The sequence below is a fragment of the Micromonospora terminaliae genome (assembly GCF_009671205.1).
Classification (GTDB): Bacteria; Actinomycetota; Actinomycetes; order Mycobacteriales; family Micromonosporaceae; genus Micromonospora; species Micromonospora terminaliae.
Map to the genome: position 1 here is coordinate 5695153 of NZ_CP045309.1, position 16547 is coordinate 5711699.

At 73.5% G+C, this 16547-nt stretch carries 19 protein-coding genes; 16 read left to right on the forward strand and 3 right to left on the reverse strand.

The features are described from left to right. The first annotated feature begins 7 nt into the window (after window positions 1-7). The 3 genes from GCE86_RS26270 to GCE86_RS26280 all read left to right on the forward strand — a co-directional run bounded on the left by GCE86_RS26270 (window position 8) and on the right by GCE86_RS26280 (window position 1806). Window positions 8-448, forward strand: coding sequence for a heat shock protein transcriptional repressor HspR (locus tag GCE86_RS26270; protein WP_091264506.1), 441 nt, complete (start codon window positions 8-10; stop codon window positions 446-448). A gap of 118 nt (window positions 449-566) precedes the next feature. Further along, a complete protein-coding gene (locus GCE86_RS26275) occupies window positions 567-1490 on the forward strand; it encodes a ketopantoate reductase family protein (protein ID WP_154229383.1) in 924 nt (307 codons plus the stop codon). Window positions 1491-1596: 106 nt separating this feature from the next. Continuing rightward, on the forward strand, window positions 1597-1806 hold the full coding sequence (locus GCE86_RS26280; protein WP_154229384.1) for a hypothetical protein: 210 nt from the start codon (window positions 1597-1599) through the stop codon (window positions 1804-1806). Window positions 1807-1899: 93 nt separating this feature from the next. Here GCE86_RS26280 and GCE86_RS26285 read toward each other — a convergent pair whose 3' ends face one another. From GCE86_RS26285 to GCE86_RS26295, 3 genes are all read right to left on the reverse strand, one after another. Then, window positions 1900-2328, reverse strand: coding sequence for a hypothetical protein (locus GCE86_RS26285; protein ID WP_154229385.1), 429 nt, complete (start codon window positions 2326-2328; stop codon window positions 1900-1902). A gap of 170 nt (window positions 2329-2498) precedes the next feature. Beyond that, entirely contained in the window at window positions 2499-3707 is a 1209-nt protein-coding gene (locus GCE86_RS26290; RefSeq protein WP_154229386.1) for a cation:proton antiporter, read from the reverse strand. Window positions 3708-3714: 7 nt separating this feature from the next. After that, on the reverse strand, window positions 3715-4215 hold the full coding sequence (locus tag GCE86_RS26295) for a cation:proton antiporter regulatory subunit (RefSeq protein WP_091264487.1): 501 nt from the start codon (window positions 4213-4215) through the stop codon (window positions 3715-3717). Between the two features lie 31 nt (window positions 4216-4246). Here GCE86_RS26295 and GCE86_RS26300 point away from each other — a divergent pair, with 31 nt between their 5' ends. The 13 genes from GCE86_RS26300 (at window position 4247) to GCE86_RS26360 (ending at window position 16485) form a co-directional block, all read left to right on the forward strand. Further along, window positions 4247-5359, forward strand: a complete 1113-nt coding sequence (locus GCE86_RS26300; RefSeq protein WP_154229387.1) for a beta propeller repeat protein — start codon at window positions 4247-4249, stop codon at window positions 5357-5359. 88 nt (window positions 5360-5447) lie between these two features. Continuing rightward, the gene (gene clpB, locus GCE86_RS26305) at window positions 5448-8039 is read left to right on the forward strand and encodes an ATP-dependent chaperone ClpB (protein ID WP_154229388.1); all 2592 of its coding nucleotides are present in this window, start codon (window positions 5448-5450) and stop codon (window positions 8037-8039) included. Between the two features lie 108 nt (window positions 8040-8147). After that, window positions 8148-8531, forward strand: coding sequence for a hypothetical protein (locus GCE86_RS26310; RefSeq protein WP_154229389.1), 384 nt, complete (start codon window positions 8148-8150; stop codon window positions 8529-8531). A gap of 87 nt (window positions 8532-8618) precedes the next feature. Beyond that, on the forward strand, window positions 8619-9251 hold the full coding sequence (locus tag GCE86_RS26315; protein ID WP_154229390.1) for a DUF4178 domain-containing protein: 633 nt from the start codon (window positions 8619-8621) through the stop codon (window positions 9249-9251). A 3-nt stretch (window positions 9252-9254) separates the two neighbouring features. Beyond that, window positions 9255-9746, forward strand: a complete 492-nt coding sequence (locus GCE86_RS26320; protein ID WP_154229391.1) for a DUF2617 family protein — start codon at window positions 9255-9257, stop codon at window positions 9744-9746. Next, window positions 9743-10168: a DUF4247 domain-containing protein gene (locus GCE86_RS26325; protein WP_154229392.1), complete on the forward strand. Its 426-nt coding sequence runs from the start codon at window positions 9743-9745 to the stop codon at window positions 10166-10168. Before GCE86_RS26320 ends, GCE86_RS26325 begins: the two co-directional genes overlap by 4 nt. Window positions 10169-10198: 30 nt before the next feature. After that, window positions 10199-10621 (forward strand): DUF350 domain-containing protein, encoded by a 423-nt coding sequence (locus GCE86_RS26330; RefSeq protein ID WP_154229393.1) that lies wholly within the window; start codon window positions 10199-10201, stop codon window positions 10619-10621. Then, complete coding sequence (locus GCE86_RS26335) at window positions 10621-11427, forward strand: hypothetical protein (RefSeq protein ID WP_204341651.1); 807 nt, start codon at window positions 10621-10623, stop codon at window positions 11425-11427. Before GCE86_RS26330 ends, GCE86_RS26335 begins: the two co-directional genes overlap by 1 nt. Beyond that, window positions 11424-12992 (forward strand): polyamine aminopropyltransferase, encoded by a 1569-nt coding sequence (locus tag GCE86_RS26340; protein ID WP_154229394.1) that lies wholly within the window; start codon window positions 11424-11426, stop codon window positions 12990-12992. Before GCE86_RS26335 ends, GCE86_RS26340 begins: the two co-directional genes overlap by 4 nt. Before the next feature lie 10 nt (window positions 12993-13002). Next, a complete protein-coding gene (locus GCE86_RS26345; RefSeq protein WP_154229395.1) occupies window positions 13003-14031 on the forward strand; it encodes a hypothetical protein in 1029 nt (342 codons plus the stop codon). A gap of 70 nt (window positions 14032-14101) precedes the next feature. Then, a complete protein-coding gene (locus tag GCE86_RS26350) occupies window positions 14102-14866 on the forward strand; it encodes a hypothetical protein (RefSeq protein ID WP_154229396.1) in 765 nt (254 codons plus the stop codon). 72 nt (window positions 14867-14938) lie between these two features. Further along, window positions 14939-15679: a hypothetical protein gene (locus tag GCE86_RS26355; RefSeq protein ID WP_154229397.1), complete on the forward strand. Its 741-nt coding sequence runs from the start codon at window positions 14939-14941 to the stop codon at window positions 15677-15679. After that, window positions 15676-16485, forward strand: a complete 810-nt coding sequence (locus tag GCE86_RS26360; RefSeq protein ID WP_154229398.1) for an SDR family NAD(P)-dependent oxidoreductase — start codon at window positions 15676-15678, stop codon at window positions 16483-16485. Before GCE86_RS26355 ends, GCE86_RS26360 begins: the two co-directional genes overlap by 4 nt. The last annotated feature ends 62 nt before the right edge of the window (window positions 16486-16547 follow it).

The following is a 16547-nucleotide window of genomic DNA, read 5'->3' on the forward strand; positions in this document are numbered from 1 at the left end:
AGCGGGGATGTCGCAGGAGTTCGTCGGCTCGGGTGACCCTGCCTACGAGGCCAAGGTTCTGATGATCTCGGTGGCCGCGCGCATGGCGGGCATGCACCCGCAGACCCTGCGCCAGTACGACCGGCTGGGCCTGGTGCAGGCCGGCCGGGCGTCCGGGGGTGGCCGCCGGTACAGCGTCCGGGACGTGGTGCTGCTCCGCGAGGTGCAGCGGCTCAGCCAGGACGACGGGATCAACCTGGCCGGGGTCAAGCGGATCATCAACCTGGAACGGCTCCTGGAGGAGGCCCAGCAGCGGGTGGCCCGGCTGGAGGCGGAGCTGGACGCCGCGTACCGCCGGATCGCCGAGCTGGAGTCGCTGGGCGGATTCTCCCGCGGGGACCTCGTCCCCACGAACCGCACCTCCACCGCGCTCGTCGTCTGGCGCCCCCGCCGCACCTCCGAACGCTGACCGCGATACGCCGCAGGCCGGTGCGTGCCCGCTCCCGGGTCGCGCCGGCCTTCCGCGTTCCGGTCCCCCGACCGGCCGCGGTCCGGGGTGCAGGAGTCGATCAGTAACGTCTCGGCGCATGAGAATTCTCGTCGTCGGGGCGGGCGCGACCGGAGGCTACTTCGGCGCCCAGCTCCAGCAGGCCGGCCGGGACGTCACCTTCCTCGTCCGGCCCCGGCGCGCCGACGTGCTCCGCGAGCGCGGGCTGCGGATCACCGGCCTGGGGACCGCTACCGTGCTCACGCCACGGCTGCTGACCGCCGCCGAGATCGACGGGCGCTACGACATCGTGCTCGTCTCGGTGAAGGCCACCGCGTTGCCGGCGGCCATCGAGGACGTCGCCGCCGCGGTCGGTCCGGGTACCACGGTGATCCCGTTCCTGAACGGGATGGCGCACATGGACGCGCTCACCGAGCGGTTCGGCGTGGACGCCGTGCTCGGCGGCGTGGTCCGCGTCCTCACCACGCTCGACGCCGAGGGGGACATCGTCCGGCTGGGCGCCCTCGCCGAGATCGTCATCGGCGAACAGCAGGGCGGCCCGTCGCCACGCGTCGAACAGATCGCCGAGGTGCTGTCCGGGGCGGGCTTCGACTTCTCCGTCTCGCCGGACATCCGCCGGGCCATGTGGCACAAGTGGGTCTTCATCAGCACTTTGGCCGCCCTCAACACCCTGGTACGCGGTTCCGTGGGCGACGCGACGGCGACGCCGGGTGGCGACCGCCTCGGCCCGCAGATCGCCGCCGAGGCCGCGGCCGTCAGCGCGGCGGCCGGTTATCCGCTGCCGCAGCAGGCGCTCGACGGCGTCCAGGCCTTCGTGACCCGGCCCGGCTCGGCCGACACCGCCTCGCTCTACCGGGACCTGGTGGCCGGGCAGCCGACCGAGGTGGAGCAGATCTTCGGCGACCTCACGGCGCGGGCCCGCACGCTCGGCGTACCCACCCCGCTGCTGGACGCCACGACGGTGGCCCTGCGCGTGCACGAACGGCGCCTCACCGGCGAATAGAGCTGCCGCAAGGCGAGTAAACCGGGGTGCCGGGCGGGCGCGATCCGCTACCGTCTGAACCAGGCCCAACCAACTCAATCCGGACTCCGAACTGGCAGGGGGAGCCATGGCGGAATCGGCGAAGACGGTGGCGGAACGGGCGGAGGAACGGCTGGAGCAGGTGGCCGAGAACGTCCGGGAGCGATTCGACCGGGTCACCGGAGGTCGCTTCACTGACAAGATCAAGGAAGGGCGCTTCGCCGACCAGTTGGACCACGGCGTCGACCGCGCCAGGGACGACGAGCGGCGGAAGAAGCGGGGCGGATCGACCGGCTGACCGATCCGCGACGTGCGGGCCGGGACCCACGGGGGGTCCCGGCCCGTTCGCCGTCTCAGGGCGGGGCCACACCCCACCCACAGAGCAGAGGAACTAGAGCCGCCGGTTCTCCCGCACCAAGCCGCCCTCGCACCAGTCCCGGTACACGAAAAGGTCCGGCCGCGCCAGCAGCACCCGGCTGTTGTGCGCCCAGTTGCGCATCAGCTCGTCGCCGGCTCGCTCGGCATGTTCGACGAGCTTGCGGAAGCGGCGCTTCGGGTGGGCCCGGAAGTTCGTCCGGATGCCGTCGGCCGCGTAGATGTAGAGGCAGTGCAGGGCGAACCGGCGGGCCGGGCAGGCCGGGTCCATGGCCAGGTCGAAGAGCGTCTGCACCAGGTGGTCCCCGGCGACAAGCAGGTCCCAGTCGGGCGGCATCGAGGTGAGCGGGACGGAGTCCGGCTGGTAGGCCCACGACCGCAGCTCGGCGGGCGACGGGTCGACGGGGTTGGCGAAGCCGTGGAACGTCTCTTCCTGCACGCTCACCGGCCGACCTTCCGCTTCCGCTGGCGGGGGCACCGGCCACCCGCGGACCCTGGCTGCTGGGCCGAAACGTTAACGCGGTTTCGCGGGGCGGCGGTAGACCTTCCCGGAATCAATTCGGCAACCGTTGGCCGGGCCGGGGCGACCGTACGGCGGACCCGGCCCGGCCGAGGTCAGTCGGCCACTCCCACCGGCACCGGCCGGCGGGCGGCGGCGCGCCGGCGCAGCCAGCGCTTGAACCAGGGCAGGTCGGGCAGACGGGCCAACATCGGGCCGGTCACCACGGTGATCAGCACGTACGCGGTGGCGAGCGCGGCCAGCCGGGGCTCGACCGGGTACGCGGCGGCGACGGCCAGCCCGGCGATGACGATGGAGAACTCGCCGCGCGGGGTGAGCGCGAAGCCGGCCCGCCAGCGACCGGGCTCGGCGATCCCGGCCCGGCGGGCGGCCAGGTAACCGGTGGCCAGCTTCGTCCCCATGGTGACCACGGCCAGCAGGAACGCCGGCAGCAGCACCGGCGGCATGTCGAGCGGGTCGGTGACCAGGCCGAAGAAGACGAAGAAGACCGCGGCGAAGAGGTCCCGCAGCGGCGAGAGCAACTCGGTGGCGTGGTGCGCCACCGGCCCGGACAGGGCGATGCCGACCAGGAACGCGCCGACCGCGGCGGAGACCTGGAGCTTGGCCGCGACCCCGGCGACGAGCAGGGTGAGGCCGAGCACCCCGAGCAGGAGCGCCTCCGGGTCCTTCGCCGAGAGCGCGGCGGAGATCAGGTGGCCGTACCGGATCGCGACGGTCAGCACGACGACCACGGAGAGCACCGCGACGGCGAGCGCGATGCCGCCCTTCACGAAGCCGACCCCGGCGAGCAGCGCGGTGACCAGCGGCAGGTAGAGGGCCATCGCCAGGTCCTCGATCACCAGGACGGAGAGGATGACCGGGGTCTCCCGGTTACCGACCCGGCCGAGGTCGCCGAGCACCTTCGCGATGACGCCCGACGAGGAGACCCAGGTGACGCCGGCGAGCACCACGGCGGCCACCCAGCCCCAGCCGAGGAGCAGGGCGAACGCGAAGCCGGGCAGCGCGTTGAGCACCGCGTCGATCAGGCCGGCAGGTGCGGCCGAGCGGAGGTTGCCCACCAGTTCGTTGGCGCTGTATTCCAGGCCGAGCATGACGAGCAGCAGGATGACGCCGATCTCCGCGCCGATGGCGAAGAACTCCTCGCTGGCGTTGAGCGGCAGCAGGCCGCCGTGACCGAAGGCGAGGCCGGCGAGCAGGTAGAGGGGGATGGGTGAGACACCGAAGCGGCGGCTGAGCCGGCCGAGCAGGCCGAGCAGGAGCAGCAGCGCGCCGACCTCGACGAGAAGCGTGGTGGTTTCGTGCATCCGCGCCTCAGCCGTCCGGGTCCGCTTCGGCGAGGATCGCGGTCACCCCGTCGAGCCCTTGCCGGGTGCCGACCACGACCACCACGTCACCGGCCTGGAACCGGAAGGTGGGATCGGGCGAGACGATCACCTCGCCCTGACGCAGCACCGCCACGATGGAGGCGCTGGTGCGGGTGCGTGCCTTGGTGTCACCGAGCGGCCGGCCGACGTAGCGGGAGCCGGCCGGGATGGCGATCTGCTCGGTGAGCAGCCCGGCGGCCTGGTCGCGCAGCCCCGCGAGCTGGCCGAGCATGAGCGACGCGCCGAGGATGTCGGCCAGCGCCTCCGCCTCGTCGTCGGTCAGCGGTATGTCGTGCTGACACGAGTCGGGGTCATCCGGGTCGTACAGGACCAGGTCGCGGCGGCCATTGCGGTGGGAGACCACGCCGAGGCGGCGCCCGGATTCCGTCATCAAATCGTGACGGACGCCGATCCCCGGTAGGGCAGTCTGTTCGACACGTACTCGCACCCGCGCAAGGCTACCGTGCGGAGGAGGCCCCATGATCGGGCGCCGATTGCTCCCGGGTCTCGGTCTGCTGCTGGTGCCGGCCATCGCCGCCTGCTCGATCGGTGACGTCCGCCGGGCCCCACCGGACCGGTCGTCCGCGCCCCCGCGGCCGGCGCCGACCGCGCCGGCGCCGTCGCGGCCCGTCGGTTTCGACGAGGTACGCCAGGTCCGGGTCGACGTCGACCGCCGGTACGACCGCCCGTTCGTGGAGTTCGCCGACGCCGACCACGGCTACGCCCTCTTCGTCGCCGCCTGCGACAACCCGCCGCCCAGCGGCGGCTGCCCCGGCCCCCGGCTGTTCGCGACGGTGGACGGTGGCCGTAGCTGGCGCGCCCTGCGGCACCCCCGTCCGGTGGCGGCGAGCCAGCAGCTCTACGCCGTGCCGGGGGCGCTCGTGCTGCTCTCCGAGCCGTACGGTTGGTACACGTCGACCGACGGCGGGGCGACCTTCGTCCACAGCACGGGGGCGGAGCCGGCGCCGCTGGTGGCCGCGCGGGGCCGATTCCAGGTGGTCGAGGGGCGCGGTGCCGTGGCCGAGTGGGACGGCGCGAGCCTGCGGCCGACGGCCGCCCAGCCGTCCGTACCCGGGCTGAACACCGTGGGCCACTCCGGCGACCTCGTGGTGGCGGCCGGCGTGCGCGACGGCCGTCCCTACGCCGCGCTGTCCCGGGACGGGGGCCGGCACTGGGCGTCGACACCGGTGTCCTGGCGGGGCGACGAGGTGGGGGTGCTGCGCGTGGCGATCGCCCCGGACGGCGGCGTGTGGCTGGTCGGGGAGCGCCCGGACCGGACGGGTTTCCCGGCGCTGTGGCGGCTGGTGGCCGGCTTCGAGTGGGCCCTGGTCCGGGCCGTCGGGCATCCGGCGCAGGCCCGTTCGGTGGCACCGCTCGGGGCCGAGCTGGTGGCGGTGACCAGCCCGGACGGGGTGGGCGTGGTGGCCGGCGGCCGTTACTACCGGGTCGACTGGCCGCTCACCGGGGAGCACCACCTCAGGGTCCTGGGTGACGGCACGATCGCCGCCAGCGGACCGGACGACCTGGTGCTCGGCACGGGCTGGACCGCAAACCGGCGCTGGGTCCGGGTGGTGCTCGACAAACAGCCGTAGTGACGGGCGTCACACCACTGGAGTTGAGCGGAATAGACTCAACTCTGGTTGTGTCCTTCCCAGTGGACACGCCGATCCGGGGGAGCCCATGAACACGGAACGACTCACCACCAAGAGCCGCGAGACCATCACCGGTGCCGTCGCGCTGGCGAACCAGCGCGGTCACGCCACCGTGGAGCCCTGGCACCTGCTGCTGGCGCTGCTGGACACCGAGGGTTCGACCGCCGCGGGCCTGCTGCGCGCCGTCGGGGCGGACCCCGCCGAGCTGCGCCGGGTCGCCCAGCGCTCGGTCGACGCCCTGCCCGCGGCGCGCGGCTCCAGCATCGCCGAGCCCACCCTGGCCCGGGAGTTCGTCAACGCCATCGGCGCCGCCGAGCAGATCGCCCGGCCGCTGGGCGACGAGTACACCTCGACCGAGCACCTGCTGGCCGGGCTGGCCCGGGTGGGCGGCGCGGTCTCCGTCGCGCTGAAGAACTCCGGCGCCACCGAGGAGAACCTCGTCGCCGCCTTCCCGACCGTGCGCGGCGGGGACCGGCGGGTCACCACGGCCGACCCCGAGCAGACCTACCAGGCCCTCGCGAAGTACGGCGTCGACCTGACCGCGAGCGCGCGTGAGGGGAAGATCGACCCGGTCATCGGCCGCGACTCGGAGATCCGCCGGGTGATCCAGGTGCTGTCCCGGCGTACCAAGAACAACCCGGTGCTGATCGGCGAGCCGGGCGTCGGCAAGACCGCCATCGTCGAGGGCCTGGCCCAGCGGATCGTCGCCGGTGACGTGCCGGAGTCGCTGCGGGACAAGAAGCTCGTCTCGCTCGACCTCGGCGCCATGGTGGCCGGAGCGCAGTACCGCGGCCAGTTCGAGGAGCGGCTCAAGTCGGTGCTGGAGGAGATCAAGAACTCCGACGGCCAGGTCATCACCTTCCTCGACGAGCTGCACACCGTCGTCGGCGCCGGCAAGGGCGAGGGCTCGATGGACGCCGGCAACATGCTCAAGCCGATGCTGGCCCGCGGCGAGCTGCGGATGGTGGGCGCCACCACGCTGGACGAGTACCGCGAGCACATCGAGAAGGACCCGGCGCTGGAGCGCCGCTTCCAGCCGGTGCTGGTGGGCGAGCCGACCATCGAGGACACCATCGGCATCCTGCGCGGCCTGAAGGAGCGCTACGAGGTGCACCACGGCGTCCGGATCACCGACGCCGCGCTGGTGGCCGCCGCCGCGCTCTCCGACCGCTACATCACCGACCGCTTCCTGCCGGACAAGGCCATCGACCTGGTCGACGAGTCCGCCTCGCGGCTCCGGATGGAGATCGACTCCCGCCCGGTCGAGGTGGACGAGATCGAGCGGGCGGTACGCCGGCTGGAGATCGAGGAGATGGCGCTGGCCAAGGAGCCGGACGCCGCCTCCGCCGAGCGGCTGGCCCGGCTGCGCAAGGAGCTGGCCGACAAGCGCGAGCAGCTCACCGCGCTCTCCGAGCGCTGGCAGCTGGAGAAGAGCCACATCACCAAGCTCTCCACCGCCAAGGAGGAGCTGGAGCGGCTCGGCGGCGAGGCCGAGCGGGCCGAGCGTGACGGCGAGCTGGAGCGCGCCGCCGAGCTGCGCTACGGCCGGATCCCCGCCCTCCAGGCCGAGCTGAAGCGGGCCGAGGAGGAGCTGGCCCGGCTCCAGGCCGACGGCGCGATGCTCAAGGAGGAGGTCGGCGCGGACGACATCGCCGCCGTCGTCGCCTCCTGGACCGGCATCCCGGCCGGCCGCCTGCTGGAGGGTGAGACCGCCAAGCTGCTCCGGATGGAGGAGACGCTGGGCTCCCGCGTCGTCGGCCAGACCGAGGCCGTCACCTCGGTGTCCGACGCGGTCCGCCGTGCCCGGGCCGGCGTCGCCGACCCGGACCGCCCGACCGGCAGCTTCCTCTTCCTGGGCCCGACCGGTGTCGGCAAGACCGAGCTGGCCAAGGCGCTCGCCGAGTTCCTCTTCGACGACGAGCGGGCCATGGTTCGCATCGACATGAGCGAGTACGGCGAGAAGCACTCCGTCGCCCGCCTGGTCGGCGCCCCGCCCGGTTACGTCGGCTACGAGGAGGGCGGCCAGCTCACCGAGGCGGTGCGCCGCCGGCCGTACTCGGTGATCCTGCTGGACGAGGTGGAGAAGGCGCACCCGGACGTCTTCGACGTGCTGCTCCAGGTGCTCGACGACGGCCGCCTCACCGACGGCCAGGGTCGCACCGTCGACTTCCGCAACGCGATCCTGATCCTCACCTCGAACCTGGGGTCGTCGGTCATCAGCGACCTGACGCTGGCCGAGGAGCAGCGCCGGGAGGGCGTCCTCGCGGTGGTCCGGTCGCACTTCAAGCCGGAGTTCCTCAACCGCCTCGACGACATCGTGGTGTTCGCCGCCCTCCAGGGTGAGGACCTGCGAGCCATCGTGGACATCCAGCTCGACCGGATGCGGAAGCGGCTCGCCGACCGCCGGTTGTCGCTGGACATCAGCGACGCCGCCCGGGTGTGGCTGGCCGAGCACGGGTACGACCCGATCTACGGCGCCCGCCCGCTGCGCCGCCTGGTGCAGTCGGCGATCGGCGACCAGCTCGCGAAGGCCCTCCTGGCCGGCCAGATCCGCGACGGCGACACCGTGCGGGTCGACCTGTCCGACACCAAGGACGGCCTCACGGTGACGGCGGCCTGACCCCGGACCCCGGCGATCAAGGAGTTTGCGTCGGCTGCGGCACATCGGCCGACGCAAACTTCTTGATCAACAGGGTCGGCGGGGGCCGGCCGGGGAAATAGTGGGGGCATGTTCGGGATCGGGGAGAAGGACCGGGAGTTGGACGCGGCCGTCGAGGAGCTTCGGCGGGCGGACACCCTCGCCTTCGGCGGGGTGGGTATCGCGGGGCAGATCCTGCCGGCGACCGAGGCGTACCGGCACGTGGAGCGGGCCCTGCGGGAGCATCCCGAGGCGGCCCGCAAGAAGGTCGACCGGCTGCTGAAGCACGGGTCGCCGGCCGGAAAGGCGTACGCGGCCACGCTGCTCGACACGGTCGACCCGGCGGCCGGCCGGGCCGCGTGGGAGCGGCTCCGCGACGACGACGGCGAGTTCACCACGTTCAGCGGCTGCCTCATGGACCGCGCCACCCTGCGCGAGTACGCCACCGAACGCCTCGCCGGCACCGCACGGTAGTTGAGCCGTCACTCAACGAACAACACTTCGGCGCGGGTGCGTCGGGTTGTTACCGTCTCCGCCGATGGACCTTGGGGGGAGACGGCCGTGAACGGTTCGCTGGCGTACGTGGTGACCACGTTGGGCTGCCTGGTCGGGGTGGCCGGCGTCGTGATCGCCGTGGTCGCCCTGCGCAAGGCCCGGTCGGCGCCACGCCCGAAGGCCGCACCCGGTGACCCCTTCCGGGACCGGGACGCCGATGCGCTGCGCGGCGACCCCCGCGCCCTCAAGCCGGGCGACATCGTGGAGATCCGTCAGGTCCCCTACACCGTGCGCGGCTCGGTGCACCTGGTCGAGGGCGGCTGGAGCTGGGCGGAGCACCTGCTCGACGACGCCGGCGGCGTGAAGCGCTGGCTCTCCGTCGAGTCGGAGCCGGACCTGGAGCTGGTGCTCTGGACCAGCGAGCCGTCGGCCACCGTCACCCCGGGCGCGCCGACCCTGGAGATCGCCGGGCGGCGCTACAACTGGGACGAGTCCGGCCAGGCCAAGTTCACCGCCACCGAGGGCACCGGCCTCGACCCGCGCGGCACCATGCGCTACCACGACTACCAGGCGCCCGGCGGCGCCCGGCTCTCGTTCGAGGCGTACGGGGAGGCCGGCTGGGAGGTGAACCTCGGCGAGCAGTTGCACCGGGCCGAGGTGATGATCTACCCGCAGGGCGGGCCGGAGAAGGTGGGCTAGAACGTGCTCGTCGCCCTGGAGGCCCCGTACGTCGACACCCGCGCCGCCGATCTGAGCCTGGCCCTCGGTGGCCCCGAACGCCCCGCCCTGCACGTGCGCGAGCTGACGCTGCCGAGCGGGCTGCGGGTGCGGCTGCGCCTGCTCGGCGCCTCGCACCAGGTGGTCTGCGGCGACCTCACCGAGACGGTCGCCTGCCTGCCCGGCCGCCCTCCGCACCTGCCGGACGCCCTGCACGACGAGACCGCCGGCTACCGGTTCACCGCCACGGTGCTCCGGCCGGCGGGCGACGGCCTGCGCACCCGGGTCGCCGCGCTCCGCGCCGACCTGGCCGACGACCCGTACGCGCTGGTCGGGGTCTTTCCCGGCGACGAGGACGCGGTCACCGCGCTCGCCGTCCGCCCGGACCCGCCGGACGGCTCGGTGGCCTGGCGCACCTGGCACGCGTATCCCCAGACGAACGAACTGGTCCTGACGGAGACGGTGGTGGCACTGTGACGTACCGACGGTGGTTCGTGGTCGGGATTGCGGTGGCCGTGGTGGGTGCCCTGGTCGCCGCCTTCGCGATCTTCTACGGCAACTTCTCGCCCCGCGGCTACGTGCAGGACCACTACACCCGGGCGGTCAGCCGGGACCTCGGCTCCGACGCGCTCGCGTACACCTCGACGCGGGCGCCGAGCCAGGTGGCGAAGGACGTCACCGACGCCTGGCAGCCCGCCGACCAGTACGTCGACGGCAGCGGTGTCTACCTGCGCTACGACGACGACTCGGTGGTGATCCTGCCGCTCGCCGCCGGTTCGCTGATCCTGCTCGAACGGATGACCACCGCCTACCCCCGCTACCACCACGTCGTCGGCGGTGGCTGGGGCTGGGGCCGTGGCACCACCGTCCGGGGCGGCGGCCCCGGCGCCGGCAAGTAGCCCGTCCGACCCCTCACCCTGGAGCCCCCTGTGCAGCACCTCGCCACCGATCTGCTGGTCACCCTCGCGTACGGGGTGGTCGGCGTCGTCCTGATGGGCATCGGGTACGCGCTGGTCGACCTGGCCACCCCGGGCCGGCTCAACCACCTGATCTGGCACGAGCGCAACCGGAACGCCGCCGTGCTGCTCGCCTCCAACCTGGTCGGCGTCGGCATCATCGTGGTCGCCGCGATCGTGGCGAGCGAGGACGACTTCGCGCTCGGCCTGGTCGGCGCGGCAGCATACGGGATCCTCGGCCTGGTGATCATGGCGGTGGCGTTCGTCCTGCTGGACGTGGCCACCCCGGGCAAGCTCGGTGAGCTGCTGGTCGACCCGGAGCCGCACCCGGCCGTGTGGGTCTCCGCCGTCGTGCACGTCGCCACCGGCGCGATCATCGCAGCCGCGATCAGCTGATGGCGGCCCAGCGTTCCGACCTGACCGGGGCGAAGAGTCCGGTCAGCAGCGGGAAGAGCGCCACGGGCAAACAGATCCTCGGCGGGCTGGGCGTCGTGGCGGTGATCGGGCTGTGCGCGCTCGCCGGTGTGTTCGGCGCCAGCGACTCCGGCACCGACGTCCCCGCGCCCGTGACCGACGAGCGGGCCGCCACGGTCTCGATCCTCCAGCGCGCGGCCGACAGCCAGGGCATCTGCTACGGGTGGAAGCTCCTCGACTGGACCAACCCGACCGACGCCGGCTCGAACCTGGGCGAGGGGGTGGCGGTGAACACCGACCCGCGCTGCCCGCGCTACGTCGAGGTGGTGGCCAACATCCGCTACACCTCCGAGAGCAGCGAAGCGTCGGACTCGGCCGAGATCCACGTCGAGGGATCGTCCGACTTCGGCGACGCCGACCTCTCCGCGATGGCGAGCGGCCTCGCGCGGTTCGGGCTCGACGAGGACGCCTTCATCGACGACCCGGGCTGGGCGGTCACCCGCGCGGCGACCACGCTTCCGCTGCTCGCCGCCGAGGCCGGGCTGGTGGAGCCCGCCCCCACCCCGACCGCCGCGCCGGCCGGTTCGCCCAGCCCGCTGCCCGCCGCGGGCAACGACTTCTGGCGGGACCGCTGGGGCGGCCTGCTCGCCGCGGTCGGGCTCTTCCTGCTCGCCGCGCTCCTGGTGGCCGTGGGCGTGGTGCAGCGCCGCAGGCAGCGTCGGGTGGCCGTGCCCGCGCAGCGTGCCGGGGCGTCGACCGCGCAGTCGCGTACCCGGGAGAAGGCGTGACCGCCGAGGCGCCCGCACGGCCGCGGTGGCGCCCGGCCCGCGCGGCGGTCCTGCTCGCGGTCTTCGTGTGCGCGGCCTGCGGCCTGGTGTACGAGCTGGCGCTCGTCGCGCTCGGCAGCTACCTGATCGGCGACGCGGTCGGCCAGGCGTCGATCGTGCTCGGCGTGATGGTCTTCGCCATGGGCGTGGGCGCGCTGGTCGCGAAGCCGTTCCAGTCCCGGGCGGCGGCCGCGTTCGCCGCGATCGAGCTGACCCTGGCCCTGCTCGGCGGGCTCTCCGTGCTCGGCCTCTACGCCGCGTTCGCCTGGCTCGACCTCTACGGGCCGGCGCTGGTCGGCACCGCCTTCGTACTGGGCCTGCTCATCGGCGCTGAGATCCCGCTGCTCATGGTGCTGCTGCAACGCATCCGCGCGCAGTCCGCCGGCAGCGCCGTGGCCGACCTCTTCGCCGCCGACTACGTCGGCGCGCTGCTCGGCGGGCTGGCCTTCCCGTTCCTGCTGATGCCGGTCTTCGGCCAGCTCAAGGGTGCCCTCGTGGTGGGCGCGGTCAACGCCGTCGCCGGTCTTGCGCTGGTCTGCACCGTCTTCCGGGCCGACCTCGGCCGCCGGGCCCGCGTCGCGCTCGGCGCCGGCGCCGCCGTGGTCGCCCTGTGCCTCGGGTACGCGTGGGTCACCGCACACGACTTCGAGGTGACCGCCCGGCAGCAGCTCTACCGCGACCCGGTGGTGCACGCCGAGCGCAGCCGCTACCAGGAGATCGTGCTGACCCGGTCGGTGCGGGAGGTCGGGCACACCGACACCGACCTGCGGCTGTTCCTCAACGGCGACCTCCAGTTCAGCTCGATCGACGAGTACCGCTACCACGAGTCGCTGGTCCACCCGGCCATGCGCGGGCCGCACGGCAACGTGCTGGTGCTCGGCGCCGGCGACGGCCTGGCGCTGCGGGAGATCCTCAAGTACCCGGACGTGCGCCAGGTGACCCTGGTCGACCTCGACCCGGCCGTGGTGCGGCTGGCCCGCTCCGAGCCGCAGCTGCGGGATCTCAACCACCACTCGCTCGCCGACCCCCGGGTGCGGGTGCTCAACGTCGACGCGTTCGGCTGGCTGCGCTCCGCCACGGAACGTTTCGACGTGGTCGTCGCCGACCTGCCCGACCCGGACGAGACGGCCACCGCCAAGCTCTACACGGTCGAGTTCTACGCGCTGATCCGGCCGGTGCTCGCCCCCGGTGGGCGGCTCGTGGTGCAGTCCGGCTCGCCGTACTTCGCGCCGCGGTCGTACTGGTCGATCGAGCGGTCGATCCGGGAGGCGGGCTTCGCCACCGTGCCGTACCACGTGGACGTGCCGAGCTTCGGTGACTGGGGTTTCGTGCTCGCCGCCCCGGGTGCGACGCCGCCCGCGCTGGGGCTGCCCGCCGACGCGCCGCCGCTGCGCTTCCTCACCCCGTCGGTGCTCGCCGCGGCGGCCACCTTCCCGGCCGACCGGGCGCGCGTCGACGTGCCCGCCTCCACGTTGCTGCAGCCCAGGGTGCTGGAGTACGCCCGCGCGGAGTGGCGCGGCTACTAGCGTCGGAACCATGCCCGCCCGTCCGTCCCGCTGGTCGCGACCGCCCCGGGCACTGGAGGCGCCGTCGTACCTTCAGGCGTTCGTGCTGTCCGGGGTGGTGACCGTGCTGGTCACCCGGGCGTACCTCCAGGCGACCGGGTTCCCGCAGCTCGGCGGCGGCGGGCTGCACATCGCGCACGTGCTCTGGGGCGGTCTGCTGATGACCGCGGGCCTGGGGGTGGGGCTGGTCTTCCTCGGCAGCGTGGCGCGCATCCTCGGGGCGATCCTGGGCGGGATGGGCTTCGGACTGTTCATCGACGAGGTCGGCAAGTTCGTCACCGCGGGCACGGACTACTTCTACGCACCGGCCGCCAGCATCATCTACGTGGCGTTCGCCCTGCTGGTCGTGCTCACCCAGGCGCTGCGCGGCCGGACCCGGCTGTCCGGGCCGGAGCGCACGGCGAACGCGCTGTACACCATCGTCGGCGGTCTCACCACCGGCCTCACGGCCCGGCGCCGGGCGGCCGTGCTGCGGCTGGTCCAGGGCTGCGGGCCGGAGGTGGAGGAGGCGGTCGTCCGGCTGCTCGACGTGGTGCCCCGGCGGGAGACGCCCCCGTTCCGGTTCTGGCACCGCTGGCTCCGCCTGGCCCGCCGCGGCCTGGTCTATGTGGCCACGCACCGGTGGGTGGTGTCCCTGGTGGTGCTCTACGTGATCGGCGAGCCGTTCGTCGTGGTGCTGCGGGTGCTGCTCGACGCGATCACCGGCCAGCTGCCCGACCAGGACGAATGGGGTGCGCTGCTCGGGGTCTCGGTCTCCGCGCTCATCACCGCGGTGCTGAGCATCCGCGGCGCCCTGCTGCTGCCCAGCGACCAGACGCGGGCCTTCCGGCTGTTCAAGCTCGCGCTCCTCGTGGACCTGCTGTTCGGGCAGATCTTCAGCTTCACGGTCAACCAGTTCGGCGCGGTCTTCGCGCTCGGCGTGGACCTCTTCCTGCTCGCGGTGGTGACGGCCGAGTACCGCCGGCTGCAGCGGGAGGCCGGGGAGGAGCCGACGAGCTGATCTTCGGTGCGCGGCATCGATGGGTCCGGGCCGCTACTGTGTGGGCCTGATCTAGAGAAGGAGAGAGTCAATGACCGATTCCTCCCCGGCGCCGGGCCGCGCGCGCCCGGGCGTGGTGGCGGCGTCCTTCTACCTGCTGCTGCTCTTCGCGCTCACCCAGTTGATCGGTCTGATCGCGACCGTCAGCGTCGCCAGCAAGCTGCGCGAGGGCTTCGAGCGGGCGTTCGAGGGCACGACGACGGGCGCCCAGGACGTCGGTACGTTCGTGGTCGGGTTCACCATCGGGACCGCCGCCCTGCTCCTCGTCCTCTCGCTGGTCCTGGTCGTCCTGGGCGTGTTCAACAACCGGGGCAGCAACGGCACCCGGATCACCACCTGGGTGCTGGGCGGCATTCTCGTCTGCTGCCTCGGTGGCAGCCTGATCAGCGGCGCCACCGGGGCCGTAGGCGGCAACACCGGGGGCGACGGGCCCTCCGCCGAGGAGCTGCGGCGCAGCCTCGACGACGCCCTGCCGTCCTGGTACACGCCGGTGAACACGGTGCTCGGTGTGCTGGGGCTGCTCTCGCTGCTGGTCGCCCTGATCCTGCTGGCGCTGCCGAAGGCCAACGAGTTCTTCCGCAAGCCGAAGCAGGGCTGGGAGCCGCCGGTCCCGGGTGGCGCCTACCCGGCCGAGCCCGGCTACCCGCAGACCCCGGGTTACCCGACCACGCCCGGTTACCCGGGCCAGCCCGCTCCGGGCCAGCCGGGTGCGGCCGCTCCGGGGCAGCCGGGTCCGGCCGGTCCGTCGCCGGAGTCCGGGGAGCGCCGGGACGGCGAGCCGCCATCGGCAAGTTGACGTTCGGATAAGAGCGACGCCGACGATCCCTCCGAGTAGGTTGCAAGCCGACGCCTACCGGAGGGATCTGTCGTGTCGTACCCCCATCAGGTCCCGCCCCGCCGGCCGGGCGCGGTGGTCTCGGCGGCGGCGCTGCTGCTGCTGATGGCGGTGGGCGCCGTGGCGTACGCGGTGGCCAGCCTGCTGGTCACGGCGGGCACGGTGGACCGCTTCCGGGAGGCGGCACGGGCGACCGGCGCGAGCGGCGGCGAGATCGACGGGGTGGCGTCGCTGCTGCGCGGCTCCACAGTCCTCTCCGCCGTGCTCGGCGTGCTGGTCGCGCTCCTGCTCCTCGGGCTCGCCCTCGGCCTGCTGTCCGGCCGCGCCGGCGCCCGGGTGGCCACCTGGGTGGTCGCCGGGCTGGGCCTGTTCTGCGGCTGCTGCGCCCTTGCGGTGCTGGTCGGGCAGCGGGCCGCCCCGCTCCGGCTCGGCGCCGACGAGCGGGTCACCGCCGACCTGCTGGCCCGGGTCGGCGACGCCTACCCGGACTGGTGGATCCCGGTGAACGCCGCGCTGTCCGTGGCGCAGATCCTCGGCTACCTGGTGGTCGCCGCCCTGCTGACGCTGCCGTCGGCCGGCGCCTTCTTCCACCGCCGCGCACCGCGCCCGCCGGCCGGTCCGACCCCGCCGCCCGGTCCGGTGGCGCCCGCGCCGACCGGTCCGGTGGCGGCCGCGCCCGCCTACGGACACCCGTCGCCCTGGGGGCCGCCCCCCGCCCCGCCGCCGCCGTCGGCCCCGCCCGGGCCGACCCGACCCCCCGAGGACCGCCCGTGACCGACGCACCACCCCCCTCCTCGCGCCGGGCCCTCGTCACCGGCGCCAGCCTGGGCATCGGCGAGGCGTTCGCCCGCCGGCTCGCCGCCGACGGCTGGGACCTCGTCCTGGTGGCCCGGGACGCGGGCCGGCTCGACGCCCTGGCGGCCGAGCTGACCGGCCGGCACGGCCACCGGGTCGAGACCATCGCCGCGGATCTGTCCACCGACGACGGCTGCGCCGCGGTGGAGGGCCGGCTGACCGCCGAGCCGCCCGTCGAGCTGCTCGTGAACAACGCGGGGATCAGCCTCAACACCCCGTTCGTCCGGTCGGCCGTCGCGGACGAGGCCCGCCTGGTCCGGCTCAACGTGCTGGCCGTGCTCCGGCTGACCCACGCGGCGCTGGGCCCGATGGTCGAGCGCAGCCACGGGGCAGTGATAAATGTCTCTTCCGTCGCGGGTTTCGGTGTCCCCATGCCGGGATCGACGTACTCGGCCAGCAAGGCCTGGGTGACGAATTTCAGTGAATCGATCGGCCAGTCGGTGGCCCCGCTCGGCGTACGCGTGATGGCGCTCTGCCCCGGTTACACCCGCACCGGCTACCACGAGCGGGCCGGCATCGACATGTCGCGGACCCCGGCGTGGATGTGGCTGCGGGCCGCGGATGTGGTCGACGAAGGGCTGCGTGACCTGCGCAAAGGCAAAGCCGTCAGCGTGCCGAGCTGGAAGTACAAGCTGGCCGTGGCGGGGCTGCGGCACGCCCCGCGGCGGCTGCTGCGCGGGGCGTCCCGGGACACCCGCGGCCGGGTCGGCCGGTCCGGCGGCTGACCGCGGGTCGGTGGACAGGTGTGCCGTCGCCGGGATGCCCGCCCGCTGACCGGCATGGACGG